We start from the raw sequence: 13,068 nt of genomic DNA, 5'->3' as shown, positions 1-13,068 counted from the left end.
TGTTTCGATGAGCGGGCCGTCGCTGAGGGCTTCCCAGCGATGAGGTCCATGAAAGGCCGGGCTGTGGCTTTTGCCTACGCGGGCCGACTGCATCTAGATAAGACGGATGAGCGTCGGAAATCCTGAAAGGGGAGATGAAAGAAAATGTTTCGCGATATCGTTTGGCTGTAGGCGAGTGATCCACGATCGTTCCCACGCTCTGCGTGGGAATGCAGCCCGGGACGCTCCGCGTCCCAGAAGCGGACACGGAGCGTCCATTGAGGCATTACCACGCAGAGCGTGGGAACGATCATTGGGTCAACCCTGCTTGAACATCTCCTGAGCCCGCTGCTCAATCTGCTCCTGAGTCAGATCTTCCTTGCGCGTGGCCAGAAACCACAGATGCCCATAGGGATCCTTCAAGGTCCCCGAGCGGTCGCCATAAAACTGATCCTTGACCTCGGACACCACGGTGCCGCCAGCCGCAATCGCCTGCTTATAAGACTTGTCCACATCGTTCACATACAGATGCAGCCCCACGGACGGCGACTTGTCCGGATTGCTCAGTGGCCCCTGATCGCACGGCGTGCCAAGCATGATCGGGCAATCGCCGATGCGCAGTTCGGCGTGGCCGATGCCGCCATCGGGCATGGACAGGCGCATGACTTCGGTGGCGCCAAAGGCTTTCTTGTAGAACTCGATGGCTTCCGCCGCTTTTTGAATGCCCAGATAGGGGGTAATGCTGTGATAACCCTCGGGAATAGGTTTGACACTCATGATCGTTCTCCCTGATTTTTTTGTAGATGGAAGATTTCACTTCGCCGCTTTTCAGCAGGATCATCAAGTGTAGGCGCTGCCAAAAATGGCGATGTCTTGATTTTGATCCCCAGCATTTACCAAGTTCACAAAAAAGATCACCGCCCGCGGCTGCATCAGCACTGTTCAGCCATCAACCAAGGAGCTGCGCCCCTGGCCCGCGTTCCCCCAGCACATCGCCAAAGTTGCGCAGCGGACATGCCTCCATCGACAGACAACCACAACCAATGCAGCCATTGAGCTTGTCCCGCAGCAAGGTCAACTGCTTGATCCGCTCATCCAGATCCCGACTCCACTGCGCCGACAACACCTTCCAGTCCGCCGCCGTCGGTGCTCGGTTATCCGGCAGGGACTTGAGCGCCTCGCCAATCTCCGCCAGCGGAATCCCCAATCGCTGGGCTACTTTGATCAATGCCACCCGCCGCAGCACTTCCCGTGGATAACGTCGCTGGTTGCCCTGGTTGCGATTGCTTTTGATCAAACCCTTGGACTCATAAAAGTGCAGCGCCGTGACCGCGACGCCGCTGCGCGCAGCCACTTGGCCGACGGTGAGTTCCTTGTGCAGATTTTCCGAGGTGATCATTTAAAAAATGCTCCTTGACCTCAAGTTAACTCGAGGTTTTACCCTGCAGGCCTTCGGATCGCAAGATCCGGCTTACACGTCAGTGGGGACTCTTCATGCAAGCGTCAGAGAAAAATCGCAGCTTCACCCAATTGATCGAATTCGAGATCGAACCCCATCAACAGCCCGCGTTGGTATCGGCACTGTCGAAACAGACCGAACGTCTGGCCCAGGACTTCACAGGATTTCTGAGTGCCAGCATCCAGGCCAGCGATGATGGCCGACGGGTGCTCAACTACCTGCAATGGCAAACACGCGAGGCGGGAGAGGCCGCGTTCCAGAGCTTTGAAAGCGGCGAGCAGGATTTCTGGCAACTGATTCGCACCCATCAGGCGAAAACCGTGACCTTTGGCTCGTTCCAGGTTCTGCACAGCCTGGAACGCAGCCACGACAACGCGCTGCACTGCAATCTGGTGGGTTAGATCGACAGCTGCATGACACGCTCTCCCTGGAGATTTTCCGTGGGCCGGCGCTTGTTCACCGCCAGTTCGCCGATCCTGATCAGTCGCGTGCGGGTTACGTTGCGGCTCAAGCCCAGCAGCGCGGCGGTGTGTACCTGGTTGTAATGGCTGAAGCGATAGGCGGCTCGCAGCAACGCGTCTTCGACTTTCTCGTGCAGCGCTCCGGCCTGTTCTTCGAAGAGCTTTTGAAAGGCCCGGTCGAGCAGGGCTTCCGGTGAGTCATCGATGGTGCTGTGGTAATCGTCCTGACGCTCGATGCGTAGGTTCGACAGGCGCAGGTCGTCGCGTTCGATCACACCGTTACGGCAGATCAACAGTGTGTGATGAATGACGTTTTCCAGTTCGCGAATATTGCCCGGCCAGCTGTAGCCGCGCAGTTTCAGTTCGGCCTCTTTGCTGAGGGTGATGGTGCCGTAGCCGAGGCGCTGGCTGTAGGCTTCGATGAAATGCCGGGTCAGCGGCAGGATGTCGCCGGGGCGGTCGCGCAGAGGGCTTAATTCCAGGCTGACGACGTCGAGGCGGTAGTACAAATCCTCACGGAAATGCCCGGCGTTGATGGCTTTCTCCAGTTGCACGTTGGTCGCCGCCAGCACACGCACATTGATGGGAATGCTCTTGCGCGAACCCAGGCGCACCACTTCGCGCTCCTGCAAGACCCGCAATAACTTGACCTGGATCGCCATCGGCAAATCGCCGATTTCATCCAGGAACAATGTGCCGCCATCGGCCTCCTCGAACCAGCCGGCCTTGGCGCTCAGCGCACCGGTGAAGGCACCTTTTTCATGGCCGAACAGCTCGGCCTCCACCAGGGATTCGGAAAACGCGCCGCAGTTCACCGCCACAAATGGCCGGTTGCGCCGGGCGCTAAGGTTGTGGACATGCCGTGCCACCAGCTCCTTGCCGGTGCCGGTTTCACCGATGATCAGCACGCTGGCTTCACTGGGCGCGACTTGTCGAATATGGGCGAGCAAAGCCTGGGATCTGGGGTCTTCAAACACCTGCGCCGTGGCGCGGATCGAGGTGGCCAGGGCGGGCGAGGGCGGTAAGGTCAGCAGTTGCATGGGCAGGCTCCATGAATAGAAGGCTATGAATAGAAAGTCGGGATCGGCAGGGACATGGTTCATGGAGTGTCTGAAGCGATGACAGGTTTATAAAGGCCCAGCTTTATTCCGTAAAAGACATTAAATTAATATTAATAGATCATTTGGAGATATAAAACGTTCTGCCTCAGCGGCGTTAGCCAAAGTCGATAGCCACTATCGAGAGCGTTGATTTCTGCAGATCGGATGCCCGGCGTAGCCTGTGTTCATTGCCTCGAACCCAGATGTCAGGACACTCACAATGAAACCTCCAATCGCTGCTTTCTTGCTGCTTGCGGTCTCCGTGCTCACTGGATGTGCCAGCCATGTTTCCCCGGAATTACGGCCGTACACCGCAGAAGAAACCAGAGAGTTGGCACTTGAGGCGTTGAATCGTCGCGGTTTGTCGTTCGACGAATACCACGCGAAAAAAGCCGAGCTGCTCGGCCAACCGCAAAAGTCGTTCAGTTTCGACAAACAAGGCGAGATGAACGCCGAACGTGCTGTACAGCTTCACGGTCGTCCTAGTTGAGCGAAAACTGTACCGCTTGAAGTTTTACGCAACTGTCCATGGGTTTCCCTGAAGGCCTGCGATAGGGTCAGTACCTGACTGACCCAATGGACTGCCACCATGACGCTCTCGCTCGATCTGCTGCTGGGCTTTGCCCTGTTTGCGCTTGTCACCTCGATCACTCCCGGCCCCAACAACACCATGTTGCTGGCATCGGGTGTGAACTTCGGTTTTAACCGCACCATCCCTCACATGCTTGGCATCACCTGCGGCTTCTTCGTGCTCGTCGTGGCGGTGGGTTTCGGCTTGGGCGCAGTGTTTCAAACCTATCCTTTGCTCTACAGCGTCCTGCGTTACGTCGGCGCGGCGTATTTGCTGTATCTGGCGTGGAAAATCGCCCATTCGGGACCGGTTTCCGAGAATGAAAAGGGCGAGAGCAAACCGATCAGCTATTTGGGCGCCGCAGCGTTCCAGTGGGTCAATCCCAAGGCCTGGATCATGGCTATCGGCGCAATCAGCACCTACACGCCCATGCAGGGTTATTTCACCAACGTGATCGTGATTGCAGCGGTGTTCGCCTTGATCAACCTGCCGAGCGTCAGTGTCTGGGCCGGCTGCGGCACGTTGTTGCGCAACGTGCTGAAGGATCGCCGCTGGTTGCGGCTGTTCAACTGGGGCATGGCCTTGCTGCTGGTAGCTTCGCTGTATCCGTTGTTGGTCGAAAGCTTTAGCTGACGCATTGCTTCAACCGCTTGCCCGATGCCTGTTAAGCTCGACTTCAGGAGCGTTCCTACGCACTTTTAAATGAAGTTGTTCTTCTTTAACGGCCTCCGATCAGGTATTTCTAACGCTCTGAACGAACGGCGCAGCTCACGAGGCTGCGTTTGGCGTTTCAGTGACGAGCCTCCTGATCCCGGAACATGCTCTGCGAGTCTTCTATGAATAAGCGTCCTCTGTATTTCGACTACGCCGCCACCACGCCGGTGGATGAGCGAGTCATCAAGGTCATGGTCGAGTGTCTGGGTTTTACTGGCAACTTCGGCAATCCGGCGTCCAGCTCCCATGCGTTCGGTCAAAAGGCCCGGCAATCGGTCGAGCAGGCGCGGCAGCAGGTCGCCGAACTGGTCGGCGCCCAGCCGGACCAGATCGTCTGGACCTCCGGCGCCACCGAATCGAACAACCTTGCCCTCAAGGGCGTGGCCCAGGCCCGCGGTGTTTCTGGCGGCCACATCATCACCAGCCAGATCGAACACAAAGCGATTCTCGACACGGCAAAGCAGTTGCAGGACGCCGGCGTCGCGGTGACTTATCTGGTGCCTGACGCCGAGGGTCTGATTACCCCGCAAGCGGTCAGCGAAGCGATGCGCGAAGACACCTTTCTGGTGTCGTTGATGCTGGTCAACAACGAGCTGGGCACGGTCAACGACATCTCGGCCATCGGTGAAGTCGTGCGTGCTCGCGATGCGTTGTTCCATGTCGACGCGGCTCAAGGTGCAGGCAAAGTGCTGATCGACCTGGCCCGGTTGCCGGTGGATCTGATGTCGTTTTCCGCCCACAAGATTTACGGCCCAAAAGGCATCGGCGCGTTGTACGTCGGGCCACGCGCGCAGCAGCGTTTGCAGGCGCAGATTCATGGCGGTGGTCACGAGGGCGGTTTGCGTTCCGGCACCCTGGCGACTCATCAGATCGCGGCCATGGGTGTGGCGTTCGCCTTGGCGGCCGCTTCGTTCGATGAAGAGAAAGCCACGATCGTGCGGTTGCGTGAACGCTTGCTTGAGCAATTGCTGAGCATTCCCGGGGTACGCCTCAATGGCAGTCCGACCCAGCGCATCCCTCATACCTTGAGCCTGACCTTCAGCGAAGGCGAGTTCAATTCTGCGGCGTTGAGCACCTCGATCGCGTTTTCCGCGACCTCGGCCTGCAACTCCGCCAGTAATGCGCCTTCCCATGTGCTGCTGGCCCTGGGGCATGACGCCCGCTCGGCGAGTCGCACCATTCGCTTGAGTCTCGGCCGGTTCACCACCGAGCAGGACATCGATCAAGCGGTACACCTGATTAAAGCGGCCTGCGCCAGTGCTCCGGCATTTTGGCAATAAGGTCTGAAAGTGTCGGCGTTGATCGACACTCAACAATAATGATGAAGTGATTAGCAGGAGACATGATGAATACGCAGCCTTCGATCAATGGATCGGTGCCCCAGCGCCTGGCGCAAACCCGCGAACTGATGAGCCGGGAGGGCATTCACGCTCTGTTGGTGCCGTCGGCCGACCCGCACCTGTCGGAATATCTGCCGGGTTACTGGCAAGGACGGCAATGGCTGTCGGGCTTCCATGGCTCGGTCGGTACGTTGATCGTTACGCCAGACTTTGCAGGCGTCTGGGCCGACAGTCGTTATTGGGAGCAAGCGACCAAGGAACTCAAGGGCAGCGGCATCGAACTGGTCAAGCTGCAACCGGGTCAGCCCGGCCCGCTGGACTGGCTGGCCGAGCAAACCCCTGAAGGCGGTGTCGTCGCGGTAGATGGTGCGGTGATGGCCGTGGCTTCGGCGCGTACGTTGGGTAGCAAGCTCGAAGAGCGCGGCGCACGTTTGCGCACTGATATCGATGTTCTGAGCGAAGTCTGGAGCGACCGTCCGACGCTGCCGAATGAGCCGATCTATCAACACCTGCCGCCTCAGGCGACGGTCAGCCGCGGCGAGAAACTGGCCAGGCTGCGTGAGGTTTTGAAAGATCGCGGTGCCGACTGGCACTTCATCGCCACCCTTGATGACATCGCCTGGCTGTTCAACTTGCGCGGCGGTGACGTGTCGTTCAACCCGGTGTTCGTTTCTTTCGCGTTGATCAGCCAAGAGCAGGCCACCCTGTTCGTGGCCCCGAGCAAGGTCGATGCCGAGCTACGTGCGGTCCTCGAACAGGACGGCGTGACCCTGCGCGATTACAGCGAAGTGGCCGCCGCCTTGCGCGCCGTACCGAGCGGGGCGAGCCTGCAAGTCGACCCGGCGCGCGTTACCGCCGGCTTGCTGGATAACCTGGATAGTGGCGTGAAGCTGATCGAAGGCCTGAACCCGACGACGTTGGCCAAATCGCAGAAAAGCCTGGCCGATGCCGAACACATTCGTCAGGCCATGGAGCAGGACGGCGCGGCGCTGTGCGAATTCTTCACCTGGCTGGACACTGCGTTGGGTCGTGAGCGCATCACCGAACTGACCATCGACGAACACCTGACGGCGGCGCGTACCCGACGTCCGGGCTATGTATCGCTGAGTTTCAACACCATTGCCGCGTTCAACGCCAATGGCGCGATGCCGCACTACCACGCCACCGAAGAAGAACACGCGGTGATCGAAGGTGACGGTCTGTTGTTGATCGATTCCGGCGGCCAGTACCTGGGCGGCACGACTGACATCACACGGATGGTGCCGGTCGGTACGCCGACCGATGAGCAGAAGCGCGATTGCACGCGGGTGCTCAAAGGCGTAATTGCACTGTCCCGTGCGCAATTTCCTCGTGGCATTCTCTCGCCGTTGCTCGATTCGATTGCCCGCGCGCCGATCTGGGCTGAAAGCGTTGATTACGGTCACGGCACCGGTCACGGCGTTGGCTACTTCCTCAACGTGCATGAAGGCCCGCAGGTCATCGCCTATCAGGCCGCTGCGGCACCGCAAACGGCTATGCAGCCTGGCATGATTACGTCCATCGAACCGGGCACTTACCGTCCGGGCCGCTGGGGTGTGCGGATCGAGAACCTGGTGCTGAACCGCGAGGCGGGCAAAAGCGAATTCGGGGAGTTCCTGAAATTCGAAACCCTGACCTTGTGCCCGATCGATACTCGCTGCCTGGAACCGTCGCTGCTGACTGACGACGAAAAACAATGGTTCAACGCCTACCACGCCGAGGTGCGCCAGCGCTTGAGCCCGTTGCTCGACGACGCAGCCCTTGAGTGGTTGAACACCCGGACTGCGGCTATTTGATCGGTTGGAGTTCAGGCGCTTCTTCGAGCGCCTGACTCATGTAGTCGACAAAGGCTTTGACCCTGGCGGATTGGCGACGATTCGCCGGGGACACGGCATGAATCGGCAGCGACTGGGCGCTGTATTCCAGCAAAATCGCGGTCACGCGTCCTGCCTTCAAGTCCTCGCTGAACAGCCAGACCGGCGACAGCGAAATCCCCAATCCCCCCAGTACCATCTCGCGAATCGCCTCGGAGTTGTTGCTTTGTGCGTTGCCCTTGATTCGCACTTCGTGACGTTGCGTCTCTCTCTCGTAAACCCACAGGTTTTGACTGTTCAGCAGGTTGAACTGCAGACAGTTGTGTCCGCGTAATTCTTCGGGCGTTTGCGGCTGGCCGTGTTGCGCAAGGTACTCGGGCGCTGCGACAGTCACTCGGTGGGTGGTGCCAATGCGGCGGGCAATCAATCCGCTGTCGTTCAACTCGCCGATCCTGAACGTGACGTCCAGTCCTTCACTGACCAGGTCCTGATTTTGATCGCTCAGTTGCAGATCAATCTGCACTTGAGGATGTTTTTTGAGGAATGCCGGCAATCGCGGAGCAATCTGCAAGCGCCCGAAACTCACGGACGATCCGACTTTCAGGTTGCCGGCGACAGCTTCGCGGCCGGAGTGAAAGCTGTGTTCTGCGGCGTCTACGGCCGCCAGGATTTGTCGACATTCGCTGTAGTACCGCTGACCTTCGTCGGTCAGGGATAGTTGTCGTGTGCTGCGGGAAATCAGCTTTCCACCCAGTTCAGTTTCCAGGGCTCGCAGCACTTTGCTGATTGTCGGCTGGCTGGTCTGCAATTCCCGGGCGACGGCAGAAAAGCTGCCACGTTCGACAACGCGAACGAAGATCGCCATTGCATTGAGTTTGTCCACGGGGTTTCTCATTGATGCCAAATGGGCATGGTCACTATAGCTATATAGCGTCTTATCGGCATGAGTGAACGGGAGGAGGATTTATCCCACAACCACCTCTGACGAGAAATTGCGAAATGACTGACTCACTTGAAATGCGCGCTCTGATTGTTGACTCGGCCAACGGGCCTTTACGCTTGGCTTCCGTTCCACGGCCCGTGCCTGAGGCCGGTCAAGTATTGGTCAGGATCAAGGCCAGTGGGGTGAACCCTCTGGATGGAAAGATTCGCTCGGGTCAGGCTGCTCATGCGCGTCAGTCATTGCCGGCGGTATTGGGTATTGATCTCGCGGGAACAGTGGAGGCATTGGGGGAAGGTGTCAGTGGATGGCTGCCGGGGGATGAGGTCTATGCAATGGCCACCGGTATTGGCGGTGCGCAGGGTTCACTGGCTGAATACGCCGCCGTCGATGCACGATTGCTGGCGCGCAAGCCAGGCAATCTGAGTATGCGCGAGGCGGCAGGGTTGCCGTTGATACTGATCACGGCGTGGGAAGGATTGGTGGATCGTGCGCGGGTACGGGCTGGGCAGAAAGTGCTGATTCACGGCGGTGCAGGTGGTGTCGGGCATGTGGCTATACAAATTGCCCGGGCTTTCGGTGCTGACGTGTTTGCCACCGGGTCGGCCGGGCAGCAGGCGATCATCGAAGGGTTCGGTGCGACGTTTATTGATTATCGTAAATCTTCGGTTGAGGAGTATGTGGCTGAGCACACGGCGGGGGAGGGCTTCGACATTGTCTACGATACAGTGGGTGGTGAGACGCTGGACGCTTCATTCAAGGCTGCTCGGGTTTACGAGGGGCATGTCGTGAGTTGTCTCGGATGGGGGCAGCACAGTCTTGCGCCGCTCTCGTTTCGTGGGGCGACTTATTCTGGAGTGTTTACCTTGTTGCCGTTGCTGACTGGCAAAGGGCGTGAGCACCATGGGGAGATACTTCGGGAGGCTGCGCGGTTGATCGAGGCGGGGCAGTTGAGACCTTTGCTCGATCCTCGGCAGTTCACGCTGCAAACCGCCGAGGCCGCCCATGAACTGCTCGTTTCGGGAGCTGCGCAGGGGCGGTTGGTTGTCGAGATTTAACTCAGGGCTTCAACGACGAAGTCCAGGCGATCCTGGCCGAAGAACAGCTGATGATCGACAAACATGCTTGGGGCACCGAATACGCCCCGCTGCACCGCTTTCTCTGTGTTGTCCTTGAGAGTGGCTTTGACTTCCTCGTCGGCGGTCAGGGCCAGGATTTCATTTGGATCGAAACCGTTCTGTGTCAGTACTGACGCGACGGTCGCCAGGTCATCGAGGCTGCGGCCTTCAACCCAGAGGGCGTGAAACAGGCAATCGATTAATGCCTGAAAGCGTTCAGGATGGCGCAACTGCATGCCGGTGACAGCGCGCATCAGCATCAGGGTGTTGATAGGAAAGTGGGGATTGAACTTCAGTGGCACACCATAGCGCTTGGCGTAGCGGTCCAGGTCTTGAAACATGTAGCGGCCCTTGGCGGGGATAGCCGCGGGGGAGGCGTTACCTGTGGCTTTGAAGACGCCGCCCAGCAAGATGGGTATGTAGATCAACTGGCTGTCGGTCTGCTCACAGATCTTCGGTAGCTGGGTATAGGCCAGGTAGGTGGCGGGGCTGCCGAGGTCGAAGTAGAACTCCACGGTTTTGCTCATGGTCGATGCGCTCTGTTTATTATTGTGGGGGAGGGCTTACCAGCGTTCGCTCCAGGGGCGCAGGTCCAACTCGAAGGTCCATGCGTCACGGGGCTGGCTATGGAGGTACCAGTAGTTCTCGGCGATGTGCTCTGGATTGAGAATGCCGTCCTGGTCCTTGGTCGCGTACTTTTCGGGGAAGCTCTCGCGGATAAAAACGGTATCGATGGCACCGTCGACTACAACATGGGCGACGTGAATGTTCATCGGCCCCAGTTCGCGCGCCATGCTTTGCGCCAGGGCACGAATCCCGTGCTTGGCGCCGGCGAACGCCGCAAACCCTGAGGCTCCACGCAGGCCGGCGGTAGCACCGGTGAACAGGATAGTCCCACGATGACGCTTGGCCATGCGCTTGGCCACTTCACGAGCGTTGAGAAATCCTGAGAAGCAGGCCATTTCCCAGATCTTGAAATATTTGCGCGCGGTTTCTTCGAGAATGCTGCAAGGCACATTGGCGCCGATGTTGAAGACGAACGCTTCGATTGGGCCGATCTGGCTTTCGATCTGCTCAACCAACGCAATCACGTCCTCTTCCTTGCGCGCATCGCAGGCAAACCCGTGGGCTTCACCGCCATCGGCCTTGATGGCGTCCACCAGCGGCTGGAGTTTGTCCGCGCTGCGGCGGGTGACACACGCCACAAATCCTTCCTGTGCAAAGCGCTTTGCAATTGCGCCGCCAGTGGCATCCCCGGCACCGACAACCAGTACGACCTTCTTGTTATTCATGGGTAGATCCCTTTGCTAAACGATCGTTAACTAAACGAACGTTATGCTACGATTCGGCAAGCGTCAAGGCGATCAATCCTGAGGGCAAGGCAATGCGTTACTCGGCCAATCACAAACTGGAAACCAAAGAGAAATTACTTGAAAGCAGCGCGGTGTCGGCCAAGAAGTCTGGTTTTTCAACAGTAGGTGTCGATGGCTTGATGAAGGCGATCGGCTTGAGTGGCGGGGCTTTCTACAGTCACTTTTCGTCGAAGGATGAGCTGTTCGCTTCAATCGTCGAGCGTGAACTGTCTCAAAGCCTGGAGCGGTTAGGGGCAGACCTGAATCCTGAGAAGTTCCAGCTCTGCCTGAAACACTACCTGAGCATGGCTCATGTCGAACACCCGGAATCCGGTTGTGCTTTGCCGGCATTGGGGGCGGAGATTGCACGTTCAGACGTGATGATTCGTCAGCAGGCGGAGAACTGGATTTGTCGGCTTCAGAAGAGTTGGGCGAAAGTTCTGGAAAGCGAGAGCCTGGCCTGGGCGATTCTGTCGCAATGTATCGGTGCGTTGGTCATTGCGCGAATGCTGGCCACGCCAGACATCCAGCGCGCGGTACTGAAGTCCAGTTACGATGAGATTGGCCGCCAGATCGCAGGTCCACGAACCTGACAAGGCGGCATCGATCTATTTGCAGATGACGATCATGCTGCGGCTGGTATAGCCGGCAGGGTTGAGTCCGAACGGGTAATCGCCTGGTTCTTCCACTGCGTCCCCTGACTTGGCGATGACCTTGTAACCTTTAGGAGCGCACGAGTTGGCAGCGCTGGTGTAGCACTTGTCCCAGGATGACGACAGCCCGGAACAGTTGATATGCAGCCCTCTCTTGCCGTGTTTTACCTGGGTTTTCGATGTCGCCGCGCAGCCCGCAACCGCAAGTATGGCGATCAGTACCAAAATTCGTTTCATTACTGTCCTTATAGCGTCCCCGGATCTTTGCGCCCGGGTCTGGCTGCATTCGCTTTCGCTTGAAGCGTTCTGATATCCCTATCTGAAAAATCCATGTCTGACACTGGGTTACAGGCCTAAACATGGCCTAATTGCGCGGCAAATACCAGACCCTCGTCAAATCCTGGCTCAATCTGCAGCGACAGCAGGCTTGGCTGCACTCCCCATCGTCATGGTCGCGCCTATGGAAGCCAGGATGATGCACATGATGGCCATCCATTGTGACAATGAAAGGTACTCTTGGAGAAACAACAGGCCTGACAGCGCGCCGATCGCAGGTTCAATGCTCATCAATGTACCGAATGTCCGGGTAGGGATGCGGGTGAGGGCGACCATCTCCAGCGTGTAGGGCACTGCGGTAGATAGAATGGCGACAGCGATGGCCACTGGGATCAGTGAGGGAGTGAGTAGTGCGGCACCAGCATGGACGATGCCGATAGGGGCTACAAAAAGTGCCGCAATCATCACCCCCAGTGCCGCGGTCTGCACGCCATTGTCGGCACCGGCCTTTTGGCCGAACAGAATGTACAGCGCCCAGCAGACACCTGCGCCCAATGCATAACCGGCGCCTACCAGATCAATCCCCGCGGTTGTTTCTCCCATAGGTATTAACAGTAGCAAGCCGACGGCTGCCAGGGCGATCCACAAAAAGTCGATCGCGCGACGTGAGGCGTAGATGGCTACCGCCAGTGGACCGGTGAATTCCAGCGCAACCGCGATACCGAGGGGGACGGTTTGCAATGACATATAGAAGAGGAAGTTCATGCCGCCCAACGCCATTCCGTAGACGATGACGGTGCGCAAGGATTTCGCGGTGAACTTCGCTCGCCAGGGGCGCAGTATCAGCATCATGATTACGCTGGCGAAGATCAGCCTCAGTGTGGTGGTTCCTTGCGCGCCGATAATGGGGAACATGCTTTTAGCCAGGGAGGCTCCTGACTGGATTGATGCCATGGCTATCAATAGCAGGCCAACCGAAAACAGAGTCGAGGCAAGGCTGCGAGGTTGGTCATTCATGGCGTGGCATTGTCCGAAGTAGGAAACGAGAGTGGTATTGGGCAATATACTGCGCATTCATGGCGGGCGCGTCTATATATAAGCTGTGATTTTGGCCGTCCTTATAGAAAAGCGTAATTAAGGATTGACGGCAGATTCTGGAGGTCTATAATTCGCCCCACTTCCGGCGCAGTCGAAACGGAAAACTCCTTGGTAAACAATGAGTTATGCAGTTTTCGACAGCGAGTTGCTTCAGGTCATCGAAGCCCAGAAGGAG

15 protein-coding genes are annotated in these 13,068 nt (G+C 57.9%); 7 read left to right on the top strand and 8 right to left on the bottom strand.

Annotation, left to right across the window (positions count from 1 at the left end):
* Window positions 1–297 precede the first annotated feature (297 nt).
* A complete protein-coding gene (locus PFAS1_RS02810; RefSeq protein WP_056742364.1) occupies window positions 298–756 on the bottom strand; it encodes a VOC family protein in 459 nt (152 codons plus the stop codon).
* A gap of 172 nt (window positions 757–928) precedes the next feature.
* The gene (gene soxR, locus PFAS1_RS02805) at window positions 929–1,378 is read right to left on the bottom strand and encodes a redox-sensitive transcriptional activator SoxR (RefSeq protein WP_076028123.1); all 450 of its coding nucleotides are present in this window, start codon (window positions 1,376–1,378) and stop codon (window positions 929–931) included.
* 95 nt (window positions 1,379–1,473) lie between these two features.
* On the opposite strand from soxR, the gene PFAS1_RS02800 reads away from it, so the two are divergent.
* Window positions 1,474–1,839: an antibiotic biosynthesis monooxygenase gene (locus tag PFAS1_RS02800; protein WP_074878709.1), complete on the top strand. Its 366-nt coding sequence runs from the start codon at window positions 1,474–1,476 to the stop codon at window positions 1,837–1,839.
* On the opposite strand, the gene PFAS1_RS02795 is transcribed toward PFAS1_RS02800, so the two are convergent.
* A complete protein-coding gene (locus PFAS1_RS02795) occupies window positions 1,836–2,939 on the bottom strand; it encodes a sigma-54 interaction domain-containing protein (protein WP_076028122.1) in 1,104 nt (367 codons plus the stop codon). The genes PFAS1_RS02800 and PFAS1_RS02795 overlap by 4 nt on opposite strands.
* A gap of 280 nt (window positions 2,940–3,219) precedes the next feature.
* Between PFAS1_RS02795 and PFAS1_RS02790 the strand changes: the two genes are divergently transcribed.
* The 4 genes from PFAS1_RS02790 (at window position 3,220) to PFAS1_RS02775 (ending at window position 7,438) form a co-directional block, all read left to right on the top strand.
* Complete coding sequence (locus tag PFAS1_RS02790; RefSeq protein WP_074878705.1) at window positions 3,220–3,489, top strand: hypothetical protein; 270 nt, start codon at window positions 3,220–3,222, stop codon at window positions 3,487–3,489.
* A 99-nt stretch (window positions 3,490–3,588) separates the two neighbouring features.
* Window positions 3,589–4,203, top strand: coding sequence for a LysE family translocator (locus tag PFAS1_RS02785; RefSeq protein ID WP_074878704.1), 615 nt, complete (start codon window positions 3,589–3,591; stop codon window positions 4,201–4,203).
* 203 nt (window positions 4,204–4,406) lie between these two features.
* A complete protein-coding gene (locus PFAS1_RS02780) occupies window positions 4,407–5,564 on the top strand; it encodes a cysteine desulfurase family protein (protein WP_076028121.1) in 1,158 nt (385 codons plus the stop codon).
* A gap of 65 nt (window positions 5,565–5,629) precedes the next feature.
* Window positions 5,630–7,438 (top strand): aminopeptidase P family protein, encoded by a 1,809-nt coding sequence (locus tag PFAS1_RS02775; protein ID WP_076028120.1) that lies wholly within the window; start codon window positions 5,630–5,632, stop codon window positions 7,436–7,438.
* On the opposite strand, the gene PFAS1_RS02770 is transcribed toward PFAS1_RS02775, so the two are convergent.
* Window positions 7,431–8,351 (bottom strand): LysR family transcriptional regulator, encoded by a 921-nt coding sequence (locus PFAS1_RS02770; RefSeq protein ID WP_198044945.1) that lies wholly within the window; start codon window positions 8,349–8,351, stop codon window positions 7,431–7,433. The two genes, PFAS1_RS02775 and PFAS1_RS02770, sit on opposite strands and share 8 nt — an antisense overlap.
* A 104-nt stretch (window positions 8,352–8,455) precedes the next feature.
* On the opposite strand from PFAS1_RS02770, the gene PFAS1_RS02765 reads away from it, so the two are divergent.
* Complete coding sequence (locus tag PFAS1_RS02765) at window positions 8,456–9,454, top strand: zinc-dependent alcohol dehydrogenase family protein (RefSeq protein WP_076028118.1); 999 nt, start codon at window positions 8,456–8,458, stop codon at window positions 9,452–9,454.
* On the opposite strand, the gene PFAS1_RS02760 is transcribed toward PFAS1_RS02765, so the two are convergent.
* Window positions 9,451–10,041 carry a 2-hydroxychromene-2-carboxylate isomerase gene (locus PFAS1_RS02760; RefSeq protein ID WP_076028117.1) on the bottom strand — a complete coding sequence of 197 codons (591 nt, stop codon included), beginning with the start codon at window positions 10,039–10,041 and terminating at the stop codon, window positions 9,451–9,453. The two genes, PFAS1_RS02765 and PFAS1_RS02760, sit on opposite strands and share 4 nt — an antisense overlap.
* A gap of 36 nt (window positions 10,042–10,077) precedes the next feature.
* Window positions 10,078–10,806 (bottom strand): SDR family oxidoreductase, encoded by a 729-nt coding sequence (locus PFAS1_RS02755; RefSeq protein WP_076028116.1) that lies wholly within the window; start codon window positions 10,804–10,806, stop codon window positions 10,078–10,080.
* A gap of 92 nt (window positions 10,807–10,898) precedes the next feature.
* On the opposite strand from PFAS1_RS02755, the gene PFAS1_RS02750 reads away from it, so the two are divergent.
* Entirely contained in the window at window positions 10,899–11,459 is a 561-nt protein-coding gene (locus PFAS1_RS02750) for a TetR/AcrR family transcriptional regulator (RefSeq protein WP_076028115.1), read from the top strand.
* A 15-nt stretch (window positions 11,460–11,474) separates the two neighbouring features.
* On the opposite strand, the gene PFAS1_RS02745 is transcribed toward PFAS1_RS02750, so the two are convergent.
* Both PFAS1_RS02745 and rhtA read right to left on the bottom strand, forming a co-directional pair.
* Entirely contained in the window at window positions 11,475–11,756 is a 282-nt protein-coding gene (locus PFAS1_RS02745; protein WP_076028114.1) for a hypothetical protein, read from the bottom strand.
* Between the two features lie 168 nt (window positions 11,757–11,924).
* Window positions 11,925–12,812, bottom strand: a complete 888-nt coding sequence (gene rhtA / locus PFAS1_RS02740; protein ID WP_076028113.1) for a threonine/homoserine exporter RhtA — start codon at window positions 12,810–12,812, stop codon at window positions 11,925–11,927.
* Window positions 12,813–13,068: the final 256 nt, after the last annotated feature.

Origin of the sequence: Pseudomonas frederiksbergensis (assembly GCF_001952935.1) — a bacterium.
Lineage (GTDB): Bacteria > Pseudomonadota > Gammaproteobacteria > Pseudomonadales > Pseudomonadaceae > Aquipseudomonas > Aquipseudomonas frederiksbergensis.
The sequence above is the reverse complement of the archived record's forward strand: the minus strand, read 5'-3'. Positions and strand labels throughout refer to the sequence as shown.

What these genes read in the sequence shown, in the direction of transcription:
- PFAS1_RS02765 (WP_076028118.1), top strand. Translation starts at nt 8,456, where the DNA reads ATGACTGACTCACTTGAAATGCGCGCTCTGATTGTTGACTCGGCCAAC.
- PFAS1_RS02745 (WP_076028114.1), bottom strand. Translation starts at nt 11,756, where the DNA reads ATGAAACGAATTTTGGTACTGATCGCCATACTTGCGGTTGCGGGCTGC.
- PFAS1_RS02780 (WP_076028121.1), top strand. Translation starts at nt 4,407, where the DNA reads ATGAATAAGCGTCCTCTGTATTTCGACTACGCCGCCACCACGCCGGTG.
- soxR (WP_076028123.1), bottom strand. Translation starts at nt 1,378, where the DNA reads ATGATCACCTCGGAAAATCTGCACAAGGAACTCACCGTCGGCCAAGTG.
- rhtA (WP_076028113.1), bottom strand. Translation starts at nt 12,812, where the DNA reads ATGAATGACCAACCTCGCAGCCTTGCCTCGACTCTGTTTTCGGTTGGC.
- PFAS1_RS02760 (WP_076028117.1), bottom strand. Translation starts at nt 10,041, where the DNA reads ATGAGCAAAACCGTGGAGTTCTACTTCGACCTCGGCAGCCCCGCCACC.
- PFAS1_RS02770 (WP_198044945.1), bottom strand. Translation starts at nt 8,351, where the DNA reads ATGAGAAACCCCGTGGACAAACTCAATGCAATGGCGATCTTCGTTCGC.
- PFAS1_RS02795 (WP_076028122.1), bottom strand. Translation starts at nt 2,939, where the DNA reads ATGCAACTGCTGACCTTACCGCCCTCGCCCGCCCTGGCCACCTCGATC.
- PFAS1_RS02775 (WP_076028120.1), top strand. Translation starts at nt 5,630, where the DNA reads ATGAATACGCAGCCTTCGATCAATGGATCGGTGCCCCAGCGCCTGGCG.
- PFAS1_RS02810 (WP_056742364.1), bottom strand. Translation starts at nt 756, where the DNA reads ATGAGTGTCAAACCTATTCCCGAGGGTTATCACAGCATTACCCCCTAT.
- PFAS1_RS02755 (WP_076028116.1), bottom strand. Translation starts at nt 10,806, where the DNA reads ATGAATAACAAGAAGGTCGTACTGGTTGTCGGTGCCGGGGATGCCACT.
- PFAS1_RS02785 (WP_074878704.1), top strand. Translation starts at nt 3,589, where the DNA reads ATGACGCTCTCGCTCGATCTGCTGCTGGGCTTTGCCCTGTTTGCGCTT.
- PFAS1_RS02790 (WP_074878705.1), top strand. Translation starts at nt 3,220, where the DNA reads ATGAAACCTCCAATCGCTGCTTTCTTGCTGCTTGCGGTCTCCGTGCTC.
- PFAS1_RS02750 (WP_076028115.1), top strand. Translation starts at nt 10,899, where the DNA reads ATGCGTTACTCGGCCAATCACAAACTGGAAACCAAAGAGAAATTACTT.
- PFAS1_RS02800 (WP_074878709.1), top strand. Translation starts at nt 1,474, where the DNA reads ATGCAAGCGTCAGAGAAAAATCGCAGCTTCACCCAATTGATCGAATTC.